The sequence below is a fragment of the Paracoccus panacisoli genome (assembly GCF_042435015.1).
Classification (GTDB): Bacteria; Pseudomonadota; Alphaproteobacteria; order Rhodobacterales; family Rhodobacteraceae; genus Paracoccus; species Paracoccus panacisoli.
The window spans coordinates 1-16,160 of sequence record NZ_JBHMQU010000054.1 but is presented as its reverse complement, the minus strand read 5'-3'; the positions used below and the strand labels follow the sequence as shown (position 1 = coordinate 16,160).

The window sequence follows — 16,160 nt, the reverse complement described above, 5'->3', positions numbered from 1 at the left end:
CGCAGCGGCCGGGCGGGCGGCACGACGGTGACCGCGCCGCGGGCGGCCAGCGCCGCGAGCAGCGGGGCCTGGCCGGGGTGGGCCGCCCCGTCGGCGATCCAGAGCGTATCGAACCCCGCGGGTGCGGCGGCGAGGAAGGCGGCAGGATCGGCCGGGTAGCGCGTCGCCCAAGGCTGCGGGGCGGCGGCGGCGTCACCCGCCGGGGCGAACACCGGGCCATCCCCGCGCCCGCCCTGCCCGTCCGCGAGCCACAGCGCCACCGGCCGCCCCTTAGCCTGCGCCTGGTCGAGCGCGGTGCGGGCGCGGGACTGGGCGCCCTCCCAGCCGGGGGCGGCGCCCCAGCCGGCATCGACGAGGATCAGCAGCGGCCCGTCCCCCGCGACCGGCGCGGCGGGGCGCCAGACCGGCCCGGCAAGCGCAAGGATCACCGCCGCCACCGCCGCGAGCCGCAGGGCCAGCAGCCACCACGGCGTGCGGCGGGCGACCGGGGCCGGATCGGCGAGCCCCGCCAGCAGCGCGGTGCCGGGAAAGCTCACCTCGCGCGGGCGGGGCGGCACGGCGCGCAGCATCCACCACAGCACCGGCAGCGCCAGCCCGGCGGTGAGCAGCCACGGGGCCGCGAACGCGAGCGGGCCGAGCATCATCATGCCGACAGCGCCTCGGCCAGCCAGAGCACCGCCGCGGCGGGCGGGGCGGCGGTGTCGTGGGTGCCAAACTGCCAGCCCGCCTCGGCCGCCAGCCGCGCGAGCAGCGCCCGCCGCTCGGCCAGCCGGGCGAGATAGGCCGGGCGCAGGGCGGTGGCGTTGCGGGTCTCGTGCCCGGTGTTTTGGCCCGTTTCGTGGCGGGGGGCGCCGGCCCCGGGGGCGTGGAAGCGCAGCGCGCCGGCGAAGGGAAAGCTCTCTTCGGTGGGGTCGAGCACCTGCATCAGCACCCCGCGGCTCCCCGTCGCCGCGGCGTCGGCGAGGAACCGGGCGAGCGGCGCGGGATCGCCGAGGAAATCGCCGAGCAGCACCACCCGGCGCTGCGGGCGCAGCGTGCCGGGGGGCGGCAGCGGGTCGGGTGCGGCGGTCAGCAGGTCGCGGGCCAGCGCCTCGGCGCGCAGTCGCCCGGCGCGGGCATCGTCGGCGCCGACGGCGACCCGCTCTCCCCCCCGCAAGAGCACCAGCGCCAGCGCCAAGCCCAGCAACCGCGCGCGGTCGCGCTTGAGAGGGCGTGCGGGGTCGCCGGTCCATGCCATGCCGGGGTCCCCCGCGACCCACAGCGCCGCGGCCTGCGGGCTCTGCCGCTCACGCTCGCGCACGAAGGCCGCGTCCGAGCGGGCCGAGCGACGCCAGTCGATCAGCCCCGCCGGATCGCCGGGGGCGGCGGGGCGATACTGCCAGAACTCCTCGCCCGCGCCGGCCCGGCGCAGCCCGTGGGCGCCGGGATCGACGCTGGCGGCCAGCCGCTCGGCGGCGATGAGCAGCGCCGGGACGGCGGCGGCGGCGGCTTCGGCGTCCAGCCGCAGGCCCACCGCGGCCCTGGGGTCGCACGCCTGTGCCATCAGGCAGCCGCGCCGAGCGCAGGCTCCACCAGACGGGCGATCACCGCCTCGATCCCGTCGCCGCGGGCGCGGGCGGCGAAGGACAGCGCCATGCGGTGCCGCAGCACGGGCGCCGCCATCGCCGCCACGTCGTCGAGCGAGGGCGCCAGCCGGCCGTGCAGCACGGCGCGGGCGCGGGTCAGCAGCATCAGCGCCTGCGCCGCCCGCGGCCCGGGGCCCCAGACGAGCGTGTCCGCGAGCCAGCCGGGGGCGTCGGGCTCTCCCGGCCGGGCGGCGCGGACGAGGTCGAGGATCGCGGCCGTCACCGCCTCGCCCACCGGCATGGCCCGGACCAGCGCCTGCGCCTCGATCAGCGCCGCGGCGTCGAGCACCCGGTGCGGGCGGTCCTGCACGCTGCCGGTGGTGGCGAGCAGGATCGCCCGCTCGGTGGCGCGGTCGGGGTAGCCGATCTCGACCTGCACGAGGAAGCGGTCGAGCTGCGCCTCGGGCAGCGGATAGGTCCCCTCCTGCTCGATCGGGTTCTGGGTGGCGAGGACGTGGAAGGGCCGGCCGAGCGGGCGGTGGGCGCCCGAGATGGTGACCTCGCCCTCGGCCATCGCCTGCAACAGCGCCGACTGGGTGCGGGGGCTGGCGCGGTTGATCTCGTCGGCCATGAGAAGCTGGGTGAAGACCGGCCCCTCGATGAAGCGGAAGGCGCGGGTGCCGTCGGGCAGGATGTCGAGCACCTCGGCCCCGAGGATGTCGGCGGGCATGAGGTCGGGGGTGAACTGGATGCGGCCGCTGTCGAGCCCGAGCACGGTCGAGAGCGTATCAACCAGCATCGTCTTGCCGAGGCCGGGCTGGCCCACCAGCAGCGCGTGGCCGCCGGCGAGGATCGCGGCCAGCACCTGCTCGACCACCGCGTGCTGGCCGACGAAGCGGCGCTCGATGCTGGCGCGGGCCTCGGCCAGCCGGTCCGAGAGCGCCGCGATATCCGCGACGAGTTTATCTTCTGCGGCCATGACTTCGTCCCCGGACTGTCCTATGGACAGCATATGAGGGGACGGCAGGAGGCTCCACCGGCAATGACGCAAGCGGGCGACAAATCGCCGCGACAGGCGGCGGATGGGGCGGCGGGCGCGGCCGGGGCTGCGGGCGCGGCCGGGGCTGCGGGCGGGGCCGGGGCCGGCGGCGGGATCGCCGCNNNNCGGCGGCGTCGAAGGGCCGGCGCGGGCCGGCGCCGGTGCATCTGTGGGACCCGCCCTATTGCGGCGAGATGGACCTCGAGATCCGACCCGACGGGGCGTGGATCCACGAGGGCAGCCCGATCGGGCGCCCGGCGATGGTGCGGCTGTTCGCGTCCGTTCTCAAGCGCGAGGGGGACCGCTTCTTCCTCGTCACCCCGGTGGAGAAGCTGGGCATCCGCGTGGTGGACGCTCCGTTCCTGGCCATCGATGCCGAGATCGGGCCGGACCGCATCGCCTTCACCACCAACGTCGGCGACGAGGTGGTGGCCGGACCCGAGCACCCGATCCGGGTCGAGGACCGCGACGGCGTCCCCCGGCCCTATGTCCATGTGCGCCGCGGGCTCGAGGCGCTGATCGACCGCAAGAGCTTCTACCGGCTGGTCGCCGCCGCCGAGCCGGACGCGGACGGCCGGCTGGTGCTACGCTCGCAGGGCGCGGTCTTCGCGCTGGAGCGGTGAATGGCCCGCTTCGCCGCCAACCTGACGTTCCTGTTCACCGAGCTGCCGATGCTCGACCGCTTCGCCGCGGCGAAGGCGGCGGGCTTCGACGGGGCCGAGGTGCTGTTCCCCTATGACCTCGCCGCGCGCGAGCTGTCGGCGGCCTGCCACGGCGCGGGGCTGGAGTTCGTACTGCTGAACACCCCGCCCCCGAACTGGGCCGGGGGACCGCGCGGCTTTGCCGCCGTGCCGGGCAGCGAAGAGCGGTTCCGGCGCGACTTCGACCGCTCGCTGCGCTTCGCCCAGGCGCTGCGCTCGCGCCACCTGCACGTCATGGCCGGCAAGGCCGAAGGCCCGGCCGCGCGCCGCTGCCTGATCGAGAACCTGCGCTGGGCCTGCGCCCGCGCCCCGCACGCGAGCCTCGTGATCGAGCCGGTCCATGCCGCCGACCTGCCGGGGTATTTCCTGTCGAGCCTCGATCTGGCTGCCGAGGTGATCGCCGAAGTCGGCGCGCCGAACCTGGGGCTGCTCTTCGATGCCTATCACGCCCATCTCATCAGTGGCGACCTGACCGCGGCGTGGGAGACTCATCTGCCGCTCGTCCGCCACATCCAGATCGCCGGCTGCCCGGGCCGGCACGAGCCGCGGGTGGGCGAGATCGACTATGGCGAGTTCTTCCGCCGCGTGGACGCCGCCGGCTATCGCGGCTGGGTGAGCGCGGAATACGTGCCGCTGACCACGACCGAGGCCGGGCTGCGCTGGCTGCGCGGCGGCGCGGCGGCGTGATTGGGGCGGGAAGGCGCTGAGGGCGGCGCTTGGTTGTCGAGTTTGAGCGGAGCCTCTGTGCTGGCTGCGCGGAGGGCTGCGGCCTGAGCGGGGCTGGCGGGTGGTAAGGGCGGCAATTCGTGCTCGGGCTTGAGCGGAACCGGGAACCTCTTTCGCAAAGTCAGCCGCAGGCGCGTGCCCCCGTGACCCAGCGTCTTTTGAAGGGGCCAGCCCACCAAAGCGGCGGCGATGTCGGGGTAGCGTCAGGTGCCGTGAGCCGGCTTAATTACGGTCGTAAGCGGACGGGCACGCGGCGCTCGCGGTTGGATATCTCCGCGCAATCAGACGGTGGACGGTCAAAGGGGGCTGCCGCCCGGCGTTGCTTCGGCGAGATGAGCCACAAACTCATGCCCTTCCTCCCGCCCCACCCGCTAGCTTTTGCAGGCAGGCGATATTGTTAGCCCACCGCTAATCGCCCCGGATATATGGCGTTGCAGGCGCCAGTCGCCACCGCAACACCGTGAACCTGCGCGGCCTTCGCCGCGCGGCCCGAAGCATACGCCCACGCGGCGAGGGGCCGGCTGTTGCCCGCTTCACAACCGTGCCGGGATCGCCATGCGCCGCGCCGCTGTCCGCAGTTGATCGTGCACCGCCCCGCCGACCTCGCTTTCCGCACCCCGCTCAGATCACCCGGCTCACCGCGGTTAACCCGCGCCGGTCCCGCCCGCGCGGCCCCGACCGCCGAAGAAAATCAGCCTCTCCAAGGAACGGGACGGGAATGAGACAGGTTTGGTGGCAGGCGTTCAAGGCAAACTCTGCGCCCCTGACACGAGAGGAAACCAATCATGAATTCGATCATCTACATCGTCGGCCTGGTCGTCGTCGTCCTGTTCATCCTGTCGATGCTGGGTCTGCGCTGATGGAGCGCTCGGAAGCGCGCATCCGCGACAGCGCGGCGCCCGCGCAGCTGACGGACCGCGGCTACGTGGACTGGGGCAGCATCCTCGCGGGTGCGGTCATCGCGGCGGGGCTCTCGGCGGTGTTCACCGCGTTCGGCGCGGGCGTCGGGCTCGGCTCGATTTCGGCCCGTGAGGGTCAGGGGCTCGGCTTCGGCTCGGTGATCCTCACCGGCCTCTTCATGGTCATCACCATCGTCGCCTCTTACATGGCGGGCGGCTATGTCGCCGGCCGGATGCGGCGCCGGGTCGATGGCGCCAATGCCGAGGAAAGCGCAACCCGCGACGGGATGCACGGCCTCGTCGTCTGGGGTCTGGGGATGCTGCTCTCGGCGATGGTGCTGGGGAATGTCGTCTCTGGCACCGTCAAGGCGGCCGGTTCGGCGGCGGGCACGGCGGTCGAGGCGGCGGGCTCGGTCGCCGGCGGTCTCGCGCAGGGCGCGGGCCAGCTGGTCGGCGGCGTGGCGCAGGGCGCAGGCCAGGCGGCGCAGGGCGCGGCCGATGCCGCACAGAACGGCGGGATCGACCTGCCGAACCCGCTCGACGGGATCACCGACCGGCTGCTGCGCAGCGAGGCGCAGGCCCCGGCCGAGTTCTCGAACGAGGCGATCCGCAGCGAGGTCGCGACGATCTTCGCCGACGTGATCCGCACCGGCGAGATCAACCCCGAGGACCGCGCCTATCTTGAGCGTGCCGTCGCCGCCCGCACCCAGCTCTCGCAGCAGGAGGTGAGCGCGCGCATCGATCAGGGCGTGGCCCGTGCGCAAGAGCTGCGCGCCGAAGCGCAGAAGCTGCGTGACGACGCCGCGGCCCGGGTCGAGGAGCTGCGCGTGCAGGCCGTCGAGACCGCCGAGGATGCTCGCCGCGCGGGCGTGCTGTCGGCCTTCGCGCTGGCCGCGTCGGCGCTGGTCGCCGCGGTTGCCGCGTTCGTCGGTGGCCAAAAGGGTGGTCTGCATCGTGACGAGGGCCGCGTCTGGGCCGGGTTCACGCACAAGCCGCTGCGTCGCCCCTGAGTCACCTGAACCGATCGAAAGGGGCCGCATCATCTGATGCGGCCCTTTTTTCATTGGCGGGTGAGGCTCCGGTCCCGCTCATTTGCCGACACGCCCCGCCCACTCCGGGGGTGGCGCGCCGGCCCGGTCTGCGCTAGGGGGCCGCAACCTTTCCGATCAGGACCGCCCGCCGCATGGACATCCGCAACATCGCCATCATCGCCCACGTCGATCACGGCAAGACCACGCTGGTCGATCAGCTGCTCAAGCAGTCCGGGTCGTTCCGCGAGAACCAGGCCGTCGCCGAGCGGGCGATGGATTCCAACGACATCGAGCGCGAGCGCGGCATCACCATCCTCGCCAAGGCGACCTCGGTCGAGTGGAAGGGGACGCGCATCAACATCGTCGACACCCCCGGCCACGCCGATTTCGGCGGCGAGGTCGAGCGCATCCTGTCGATGGTGGACGGGGTCTGCCTGCTGGTGGACGCGGCCGAGGGGCCAATGCCGCAGACGAAGTTCGTGACCTCGAAGGCGCTGGCGCTCGGCCTCAGGCCCATCGTGGTGCTGAACAAGGTCGACAAGCCCGCGGCCGAGCCGGACCAGACGCTGAACGAGGTCTTCGACCTCTTCGCCAACCTCGGGGCGAGCGACGAGCAGCTCGACTTCCCGCACGTCTACGCCTCGGGCGTGAACGGCTGGGCCGACGAGACCATGGACGGCCCGAAGCAGGACATGAGCGCGCTCTTCGACCTGATCCTGCGCCACGTCGAGCCCCCCAAGCAGATCGCCCGCGAGGCCGAGCCGTTCCAGATGCTCGCCGTGACGCTGGGGGCGGACCCGTTCCTCGGCCGGCTGCTGACCGGCCGGGTCGAGGCGGGGCGCGCCAAGGCCGGCGACACGGTCAAGGCGCTCAGCCGCGACGGCGAGCGGGTCGAGCAGTTCCGCATCTCGAAGGTGCTCGCGTTCCGCGGCCTGACCCAGACCCCGATCGACGTGGCCGAGGCCGGTGACATCGTGACGCTGGCCGGCATGGCCAAGGCCACCGTCGCCGACACGATCTGCGCCCCCGAGGTCGAGACCGCCCTGCCCGCCCAGCCCATCGACCCGCCGACCATCAGCGTCACCTTCGGGATCAACGACAGCCCGCTGGCCGGCCGCGACGGCACCAAGGTTCAGTCGCGGGTGATCCGCGAGCGGCTGATGAAGGAGGCCGAGACCAACGTCGCCATCAAGGTCGAGGACACGCCGGGCGGCGACGCCTTCGTGGTCTCGGGCCGCGGCGAACTGCAGATGGGCGTGCTGATCGAGAACATGCGCCGCGAGGGGTTCGAGCTGTCGATCTCGCGTCCGCGCGTCATCTTCCGCGACGAGGACGGCGAGCGGATGGAGCCGATCGAGGAAGTCATCATCGACGTCGATGACGAATACACCGGCGCGGTGATCGACAAGCTGACCGGCGCGCGCAAGGGCGACCTGGTCGAGATGCGCCCCGCCGGCCACGGCAAGACCCGCATCGTGGCCCACGTCCCCTCGCGCGGGCTGATTGGCTATCAGGGCGAGTTCATGACCGACACCCGCGGCAATGGGGTGCTGAACCGCATCTTCCACGCCTGGGCGCCCTACAAGGGCCCGATCGCCGGCCGCCGCCAGGGGGTGCTGATCTCGATGGAGAACGGGGTTTCGGTGGCCTATGCGCTGTGGAACCTCGAAGAGCGCGGCAAGCTGTTCATCGGCGCGCAGGAGCAGGTCTACGAGGGGATGATCATCGGCGAGCACTCGCGCGACAACGACCTCGAGGTGAACCCGCTCAAGGGCAAGAAGCTGACCAACGTGCGCGCCTCGGGCACCGACGAGGCGGTGCGGCTGACGCCCCCGGTGCGGATGAGCCTGGAAGAGGCGATCGCCTATATCGACGACGACGAGCTGGTCGAGGTGACGCCCAAGATCGTCCGGCTGCGCAAGCGCTACCTCGACCCGCACGAGCGCAAGCGGCAGGCGCGGGCGGAGTAAGGGCTGATGAGGAGGGCACATCGCCGGAGCGGATACGGTTCCGACGGCGATGCCTGCAGATCGGCCATCCGATCGAGGCAGCTGTGGGTATGCGGAGACGGCAGAGGCTCTCTCTGGCCCAGAGCTACGCCGGGCAAGCCCCGTGGTGTCCGATGTGAACGTCTGGGCTGGGTTCTCGTCGGCACGGCGGAGCGGCGTGTTCTCTGTCGGTTTTTTGGGGCCATGGGCACAGTGGTTCATCCTCACCAAGGCGGTGCGTTCTTGTGTTGACCGCGACATTTCATGCGCTTTCACATGGCGATGCAGGATTGGCTCACTGCATCCTCTCGGTCATACGGACCGTATGGCGCTTGCACCCCTGCCCGCCCCACGCTACACCCCGCGCGCACGGACGGTTGGCCGAGTGGTCGAAGGCGCACGCCTGGAAAGTGTGTAGGCGGGGAACCGTCTCGAGGGTTCGAATCCCTCACCGTCCGCCAGTTCCTATTGATATCATTATTATATTGCGGGTAAGCTTCGGTTCACCCGCCAATAAACCCGCCATGTGAAAAGCTCTTGGCTGCGACGCGATGCGACAGTTGATCAGCGGCCTCATCTCGGCCACGGTGAGGCCATGCACGGTCAGGGCAATTTCGATTTTCTGAATTTTCACGAGAAGCGCCTTGCAGCGCTGGGCGGACTTGCAGAGCAATACTTCCGTGATGATCCCTCCACCGCCATCGTCAAGCTCAGGCAGTTCGCGGAGCTGACCGCCAAGCTGATTGCGGCGCGCCATGGCGCCTACCGGGATGAACGGGAAACCTTCGAAGAAACGCTCCGGCGGCTTTCCTACGATCGGCTCATTCCCCGTGAAGTGGCCGACATCTTCCACAGCCTGCGGAAGTCCGGCAATGCGGCCGTTCATGAGGTGAGCGGCGGCCATGCTGACGCCCTGACCGCACTCAAGCTCGCCCGATCCCTCGGCGTCTGGTTCCACCGGACCTATGCAGGTCAGCCGAGCTTCAGTCCAGGTCCTTTTGTGCCACCGGCAGAGCCGTTCGATGCGGCGGCTGCGTTACGGGATGAAATCGAAGCGCTGCGTCGCAAGGTGGTGGAAAGCGAGGATGCCGCTGCTGCGGCTCGGCGCCATGCCGAGGAGCAGGTCCATGCCCGTGAGAGCGTTGAGGCGCGCCTCGCGCGCGAGTTCGAGGAACGCGCAGTCTGGGAACAGCTCGCAGAGGAAAGCGGAGCCGAGAAGGCAGCTCTGGCGGCCAAGCTGGAGGCGCTGCAGGCTGCAGCCGAGGCCGCGCCGCGGGTCGAAGCACTGAAGCTTGTCGAGAAAGGTGAAGCGGCGGCTTCGAAGCTTGAGCTGGACGAGGCCGAGACCCGCACCCTCATCGACCTGCAGCTGCGTTCTGCCGGATGGGAGGCCGATACTCGAAGCCTGCGATACAGCGCTGGGATCCGACCCTCGAAGGGCCGGAACATGGCGATTGCCGAATGGCCGACGGCAAAGGGTCCTGCGGACTACGCCCTCTTCGCCGGCACGACCCTGATCGGGGTCGTGGAGGCCAAACGAAAGAGCAAGAACGTCTCTGCAGCCATTGATCAGGCCGAGCGTTACGCGAAAGGCATGAAGCCGAGCAACGCCTTCACCTTTGCGGGTGGACCATGGGATGAGTATCGCGTGCCGTTCGTCTTTGCTGCCAACGGCCGGCCCTACCTCAAGCAGATCGAGACCGAGAGCGGCATCTGGTTCCGGGATTCCCGCCGAAGCACGAACCATCGCCGTGCCCTGGTGGGCTGGCCGACGCCGGCTGGTCTGAGCGGTCTTCTTGAGGTGGATCAGGATGCGGCGGATGCGGCGCTCAAGGCTCAACCATTCGAGTTCGGCTTTCCCCTTCGCCCCTACCAGGAAGGGGCCATCCGAGCGATCGAGGCCGCTTTGACATCAGAGTGGCGCTCGATGTTGGTGGCCATGGCCACGGGCACCGGCAAGACCAAGCTGGCCATAGCGCTGCTTTACCGTCTGCTGTCGGCCAAGCGCTTCCGGCGCATCTGCTTTGTCGTGGACCGCTCGGCGCTGGGCCATCAGACAGAAGGCGAGTTCTCGACGACCAAGGTCGTGTCCGGCAAGACCTTCGCCGAGATCTTCGGGTTGAAGGGCCTGGATGACGTCTCGCCGGCGAGCGAGACTAAGATCCATATTTGTACGATCCAGGGGCTGGTGAGGCGCGTGCTCTACTCGGCCGACAATGCCGACGCGCCGCCCATTGACCAGTACGACCTCCTCGTAATCGATGAATGCCATCGCGGCTACCTGCTTGACCGGGAGATGTCGGATGCCGAGCTCTCCTTCCGTGGTCAGGAGGATTACGTCTCGAAGTACCGCCGGGTCCTTGAGTACTTCGATGCAGTGAAGATTGGTCTGACGGCCACGCCGGCGCTGCACACGACCGACATTTTTGGCGAGCCGATCTTCCGCTACTCCTATCGCGAAGCCGTCATCGATGGCTATCTGATCGACCATGAACCCCCGGTCCGGATCGAAACCGCTCTCGCACGTGTCGGGATCACCTTCGAGAAGGATGAGGAGGTCGAATATCTTACCCCATCAACGGGCGAGATCGACACCGCAACCTTGCCGGATGAGATCCGCTTCGAGGTCGAGCAGTTCAACAAGCAGGTGATCTCCCCCGAGTTCAACCGGGTCGTTGCAGAGGAACTCGCCAAGCACATTGATCCGGCACTACCCGACAAGACCCTGATCTTCGCGGCGACCGATGCTCATGCCGACATCGTGGTCACCGCCGTCAAGAAGGCGTTCGGAGATGCTTACGGAGGCATCGACGATGCGGCAGTCAAGAAGATTACCGGCAGCGTGGATAAGGTGCAGACTTGGATCCGCTCGTTCCGTAACGACGCCAACCCTAGGGTCGCGGTCACGGTCGATCTCCTGACCACCGGCATCGACGTGCCGAAGATAACGAACCTTGTCTTTCTGCGCCGGGTCAACAGCCGCATCCTCTACGAACAGATGATCGGACGCGCGACGCGGCGCTGTGACGAGATCGGCAAGGAGGTCTTCCGCATCTTCGACGCCGTCGATCTCTATCCGCACCTGCAGAACCTGACCGACATGAAGCCGGTCGTGGTCAATCCATCGATCAGCTTCGAGCAGCTGGTTGGCGAGATGATCGAGGCCACCGACGATGCCCAGCGTGAGACGATCCGCGACCAGATGGCGGTGAAGCTCCGGCGTCGTCTGAAGAAGCTGCACGACGAGGCGCGCCAACGGTTCGAGGCCGTAGCAGGCGAGACGCCTGAGGCGATGCTGAAGCGCCTCCTTGCCGGCGGTGCACCGGACCTTGCAGAGTGGCTGAGAGACCGAGCTGCGATCGGTCCGATTTTGGACTGGCAGGCGGACGGCGGCATGCCGCGGCTCATCCCGATCTCGCATCATGCCGACGAGGTCGTAGCCGTGACCCGCGGCTATGGCGACGCTGAAAAGCCTGAGGATTTCCTTGACAGCTTCTCGGCCTTTGTGCGTGACAACATGAACACGATCGCGGCGCTCAAGCTCGTCGTGCAGCGCCCGCGCGATTTGACCCGTGCAGACCTCAAGGAGCTCCGGCTCGCCCTGGACCGCAAGGGCTACTCGGAGGCCAACCTTCGCCGCGCCTGGGCTGATGCCAGGAACGAGGAAATCGCCGCCTCGATCATCGGGTTCGTGCGGCAGGCCGCCATGGGCGACCCACTGGTGCCCTATCCGGATCGCGTGCGATCAGCCATGCGGGCTATCATGGCCAGCCGCCAGTGGACAGACCCGCAGAAGCGCTGGCTCAAGCGTATCGGCGATCAGATCGAACGGGAAATCGTCGTTGACCGCGAGGCCATCGACAAGGAGCCCTTCATCGCCGATGGAGGGTTCAACCGGCTCAACAAGGTCTTCGGCGGCGAGCTTGAGACCATCTTGGCCGGGATCAACGAAGAGATGTGGAAGAAGACGGCCTGATGACCAGCACCACCGACATCGTCGCCAGGCTCTGGAGCCTGTGCAACGTGCTCCGCGACGACGGAATTACGTACAACGAGTATGTGACGGAACTGACCTATCTGCTGTTCCTGAAGATGCTGGAGGAGACTGGCCGCGAGGATCGCCTGCCGGACAGCTATCGCTGGAGCATGCTTGCCAAGCGCGAGGGCATGGAGCAGCTCGATTACTACAAGAAGATGCTGCTCGAACTCGGCCGCGCCAAGGATGATCTTGTTGCTGCCATCTTCACCGACGCGCAGACCCGTCTCAGGAAGCCCACGAACCTCAAGGCGCTGACATCGAACATCGACCAGCTTGACTGGTTCTCTGCGCGCGAAGAGGGCTTGGGCAATCTCTACGAAGGCTTGCTGGAAAAGAACGCCTCCGACAAGAAGTCAGGCGCTGGGCAGTACTTCACGCCGCGTCCGCTCATCGATGCCATCGTACGCCTGATGCAGCCGCAGCCGGGAGAGGTCGTGCAGGATCCCGCGGCAGGAACGGCGGGCTTTCTGGTCGCAGCCGACCGCTACATCAAGGACCACACCGACGACCTCTACACGCTCTCCGAGGCGCAGGCCCGCTTCCAGCGCCATTGCGCCTTTGTTGGCGGCGAACTGGTGCCCGACACGCACCGGCTCTGCATGATGAACCTGCTGCTGCATGGGATCGAGGGCGGCGTCGAGAACATCGACACCCTGTCGCCGGACGGAGAGGCGTTGCCCAAGGCCGACCTGATCCTGACGAACCCGCCTTTCGGCACGAAAAAGGGCGGCGGCCGGCCGACACGCTCAGACTTCTCGGTGACGGCGGACACCTCGAACAAGCAGCTGGCCTTTGTCGAGCACATCGTTCGCGCCCTGCAACCAGGCGGCCGCGCGGCCGTGGTCGTGCCCGACAACGTGCTGTTCGAGGACAACACGGGCCGCCGTCTGCGCACCTGGCTGATGGACCTGTGCGACCTGCACACGATCCTGCGTCTGCCCACCGGCATCTTCTATGCACAGGGCGTGAAGACGAACGTCCTATTCTTCCAGCGCGGCCAGACGGACAAGGGCAACACAAGCGCTGTCTGGGTCTACGACATGCGCGCCAACATGCTAGCATTCGGCAAGACCCGGCCGTTGACGGTCGCGAACTTTGCCGGCTTCGAGATCGCTTATGGCGGCGATCCAAACGGCAAGGCTGAGCGGCAGGATCAGGGCGAGGAGAGCCGCTGGCGGCGGTTCAGTCGCGAAGCCATTGCGACCCGCAACGACAACCTCGACATCGCCTGGCTGCGCGACACCGAAGCCGAGGCTGAGGAGGCTTTAACCGAGCCCGAAGACATCGCCGCCGCCATCATCGGGCATCTGAAGGCCGCCCTGGAGGAGATCGAGGCGCTGTCGGAGGAGATCGAGACGGAGGGCGTGGAAGGCGCGGAAGGCGCTGTGATCGTCGAGGCGGCAGAATGAGCGACTTGCCTGACGCCTGGAGTGTTGCCGAGGGAGATGCTCTATTTCATTCGGTGCGCGGAGTGACCTACAATAAGTCGGATGCATCTTCCGTTTGGGCAGACGGACTAGTCCCAGTACTTCGAGCGAACAACATTGCCGACGGCAAAATCAGAGCTGATGATCTTGTGTACGTCCCATCCAGCTATGTATCGCCAAACCAGTACCTGCGTTCCGGCGATCTGCTAATCGCCACTTCCTCCGGTTCACGTACAGTGGTTGGCAAGGCTGCGACTGCCAGTACCGAGCACTCGCAATACGCGTTCGGTGCATTCTGTACGGTAGCAAGACCGAGAGTAGAAGATTTAGGACCATGGTTGTCCTTGTTTTCACGCACGCCAGCTTACCGAAACTATGTAGAACGAGTGGCGCTCGGCATTAGCATCAACAACCTGCGCGGCTCCGATCTGAAGTCTATGCCTATAGACGTACCACCGCTCCCTGAGCAGCGGCGGATCGTAGCGAAGATCGACAGCCTTTCGGGCAAGTCTCGGCGCGCCCGTGATCACCTCGACCACATCCCCCGCCTCATAGAAAAATACAAACAGGCCGTATTGGCAGCGGCGTTTCGAGGTGATCTGACGCGGGAGTGGCGAATGAACTGCGATCCTATCTCTCCAGACGACACTCTAACCGAGGTTGCAGCCGCACGTTCATCGCTTGTTGTCGCCAAGACACGTTCTAGGTTCTTTAAAGATGTGGCCGCAGCGGGCAGCCGAGTGGCTGTTGATCTAGGCTCACTCCCTTCCAGTTGGGCGTGGACTACTCTAGAAAATATTACTGACCCAACTCGGGTTATCCAGTACGGTATTCTAAAGCCGGGACCGCATGTAGAAGATGGCATTCCGTATGTGAAGGTCATGAATATCCGGAACGAACGGATCCACTTGAGTACGATACGGAAGACCTCTGCTGCAATTCACGAACAGTACAGGCGCTCAACGATCCGAAAAGGCGACATTCTGTTGACCATCAGGGGAACAGTGGGACGAATTGCCGCCGTCCCCCCTGATTTAGATAACGGCAATATTACCCAAGATAGCGTCAGGATTGCGGTCCTCCCGGCCGTTAACACCAAGTATATATTCTGGTATCTTCTCAGCCCTTTCGCGCAGGCATATTTTTTGGCAAACCAGAAGGGCGTTGCGGTTCGGGGGATAAATGTTGGTGATGTACGCCCTATGGAAGTGCCTCTACCTTCGAGAGCAGAGCAGGATGAGTTAGTTCGACGTATTGAAGCTGCCTTCACCTGGATTGACCGGCTTTCCGTCGACACCACTCGTGCTCGCCAGCTGATCGGTCATCTTGATCAAGCTGTGCTCGCCAATGCATTTCGAGGCGAACTCGTGCCGCAAGATCCCGATGATGAACCCGCTAGCGTGTTGTTGCAGCGGATCAAGGCCGAACGCGCCGCGGCGCCGAAGACGAAGCGCGGACGGAAGGCAAGCGTGGGATGACGCGGCTTTACCGTCTTGCAGGCGACTCGCTGGAGCCTGTCTCGCGGGGCAGGCTCGCTAACGAAAGCATGATTGAGGGATGGCTTGAGCGGCAGCCGGATCTGCTTGGGTTCGACGTCCTCATCATTGGCCGTCAGGTCGTGACCGAGTTCGGCGGGCGGATAGACCTTCTCGGCATCGATAACGACGGCAATCTGGTCATCGTCGAACTCAAGCGCGACCGCACCCCGCGCGAGATCATCGCGCAGGTTCTTGATTATGCCAGCTGGGTGGCAGCCCTAACCACTCGGCAGGTCCATGATCTGGCGACGGGCCATCTCAAGAGAGCACTCGACACTGCGTTTCACGAACGCTTCGGCAGTGCGCTGCCGCAGACGCTCAACGAAACCCACACGATGGTAATCGTTGCGAGCGCCTTCGATGCTTCGTCACAGCGCATTGTCCGCTACCTGTCCGAAACCCACGGGGTCGCAATCAACACGGCCTTCTTCTCTGTCTTCGAGCACGAGGGACGAACGCTTTTGGCAACGGACTGGCTGCTCGACCAGGCTGAGGTCGCTGAGCGATCCGAGACGCGGGTACAGGCACCGTGGTCCGGGCTGTGGTACGTCAACGTAGGAGAAGGTGCGCACCGCGCTTGGGACGACATGCGCCGGTACGGCTTCCTGGCTGCTGGCGGCGGGCAGAAGTATTCCGCTCCTTTGCAGCGCCTGCAGGTTGGCGACCCGGTCGTCGCTTATCAGAAGCAAGCCGGATACGTGGGTTATGGCAAGGTGACCTCGACAGTGGTCATGGCGCGAGACTTCGAAACGCCACAGGGGCCCCTCCTCAGCCAGCCTTTGGCTCAGCCCAATCTTGCACGTGATCGCGACGATCCAATGCTTGCCGAGCATGTGGTCGGCGTGGAGTGGCTGAAGGCCCTGCCTCTCAAAGAGGCGAAATGGACGGACGGGCTGTTCGCCAACCAGAACATTGTCTGCAAGCTGCGTGATCCAAAGACGATCGACTTCCTAAAGCAGCAATTCGGCGTAGGCGATTGACGGGGCGGGTTATCCGCAGGCTCCGCCGTTCAGCCGAGTGAAAAGATCAGGGTAATGAGGATCGAGGCGGCGTAGAGGGCCATGAAACTCCAGGGCACGGCCGCTTCCACGCCGCAGAGCGGGCGGCGTTTCTCCTGCTTGTAGAACGCCCGCTCCCGGATGAAGGTATCCGTCCGGCGTGACTGCTCTGCCACGGTAAGAGAGTGATCGATAGTGTCCACTATGGA

The 16,160-nt window shown here is 66.8% G+C and carries 12 protein-coding genes and 1 tRNA gene; 9 read left to right on the top strand and 4 right to left on the bottom strand.

All coding sequences use genetic code 11. The features are described from left to right. From ACFHYO_RS11865 to ACFHYO_RS11855, 3 genes are all read right to left on the bottom strand, one after another. Positions 1-647: BatA domain-containing protein (locus ACFHYO_RS11865; protein ID WP_394320641.1), on the bottom strand; the 647-nt coding region annotated here is incomplete at its 3' end. Next, on the bottom strand, positions 644-1,543 hold the full coding sequence (locus ACFHYO_RS11860) for a DUF58 domain-containing protein (protein ID WP_394320639.1): 900 nt from the start codon (positions 1,541-1,543) through the stop codon (positions 644-646). The genes ACFHYO_RS11865 and ACFHYO_RS11860, both read right to left, overlap by 4 nt. Further along, positions 1,543-2,544, bottom strand: coding sequence for an AAA family ATPase (locus ACFHYO_RS11855; protein WP_036708504.1), 1,002 nt, complete (start codon positions 2,542-2,544; stop codon positions 1,543-1,545). Before ACFHYO_RS11855 ends, ACFHYO_RS11860 begins: the two co-directional genes overlap by 1 nt. Positions 2,545-2,765: 221 nt before the next feature. Here ACFHYO_RS11855 and ACFHYO_RS11850 point away from each other — a divergent pair, with 221 nt between their 5' ends. The 9 genes from ACFHYO_RS11850 (at position 2,766) to ACFHYO_RS11810 (ending at position 15,933) form a co-directional block, all read left to right on the top strand. After that, the gene (locus ACFHYO_RS11850) at positions 2,766-3,227 is read left to right on the top strand and encodes a DUF1285 domain-containing protein (protein ID WP_394320637.1); all 462 of its coding nucleotides are present in this window, start codon (positions 2,766-2,768) and stop codon (positions 3,225-3,227) included. After that, complete coding sequence (locus ACFHYO_RS11845; RefSeq protein WP_394320635.1) at positions 3,228-3,992, top strand: hydroxypyruvate isomerase family protein; 765 nt, start codon at positions 3,228-3,230, stop codon at positions 3,990-3,992. It begins immediately after the preceding gene. An 898-nt stretch (positions 3,993-4,890) separates the two neighbouring features. Continuing rightward, the gene (locus ACFHYO_RS11840) at positions 4,891-5,940 is read left to right on the top strand and encodes a hypothetical protein (RefSeq protein ID WP_394320633.1); all 1,050 of its coding nucleotides are present in this window, start codon (positions 4,891-4,893) and stop codon (positions 5,938-5,940) included. Between the two features lie 173 nt (positions 5,941-6,113). Continuing rightward, positions 6,114-7,931 (top strand): translational GTPase TypA, encoded by a 1,818-nt coding sequence (typA, locus tag ACFHYO_RS11835; RefSeq protein ID WP_036704523.1) that lies wholly within the window; start codon positions 6,114-6,116, stop codon positions 7,929-7,931. Between the two features lie 389 nt (positions 7,932-8,320). Continuing rightward, positions 8,321-8,410: transfer RNA gene (locus ACFHYO_RS11830), tRNA-Ser, on the top strand. A gap of 134 nt (positions 8,411-8,544) precedes the next feature. Beyond that, a complete protein-coding gene (gene hsdR / locus ACFHYO_RS11825) occupies positions 8,545-11,925 on the top strand; it encodes a type I restriction-modification system endonuclease (protein ID WP_394320631.1) in 3,381 nt (1,126 codons plus the stop codon). Further along, complete coding sequence (locus tag ACFHYO_RS11820; protein ID WP_394320629.1) at positions 11,925-13,397, top strand: class I SAM-dependent DNA methyltransferase; 1,473 nt, start codon at positions 11,925-11,927, stop codon at positions 13,395-13,397. Before hsdR ends, ACFHYO_RS11820 begins: the two co-directional genes overlap by 1 nt. After that, complete coding sequence (locus ACFHYO_RS11815; protein WP_394320628.1) at positions 13,394-14,893, top strand: restriction endonuclease subunit S; 1,500 nt, start codon at positions 13,394-13,396, stop codon at positions 14,891-14,893. The genes ACFHYO_RS11820 and ACFHYO_RS11815 overlap by 4 nt, the downstream gene beginning before the upstream one ends. Next, positions 14,890-15,933, top strand: coding sequence for a DUF8606 domain-containing protein (locus ACFHYO_RS11810; protein ID WP_394320626.1), 1,044 nt, complete (start codon positions 14,890-14,892; stop codon positions 15,931-15,933). Before ACFHYO_RS11815 ends, ACFHYO_RS11810 begins: the two co-directional genes overlap by 4 nt. Positions 15,934-15,962: 29 nt before the next feature. Here ACFHYO_RS11810 and ACFHYO_RS11805 read toward each other — a convergent pair. Then, positions 15,963-16,160: hypothetical protein (locus tag ACFHYO_RS11805; RefSeq protein ID WP_394320624.1), on the bottom strand; the 198-nt coding region annotated here is incomplete at its 5' end.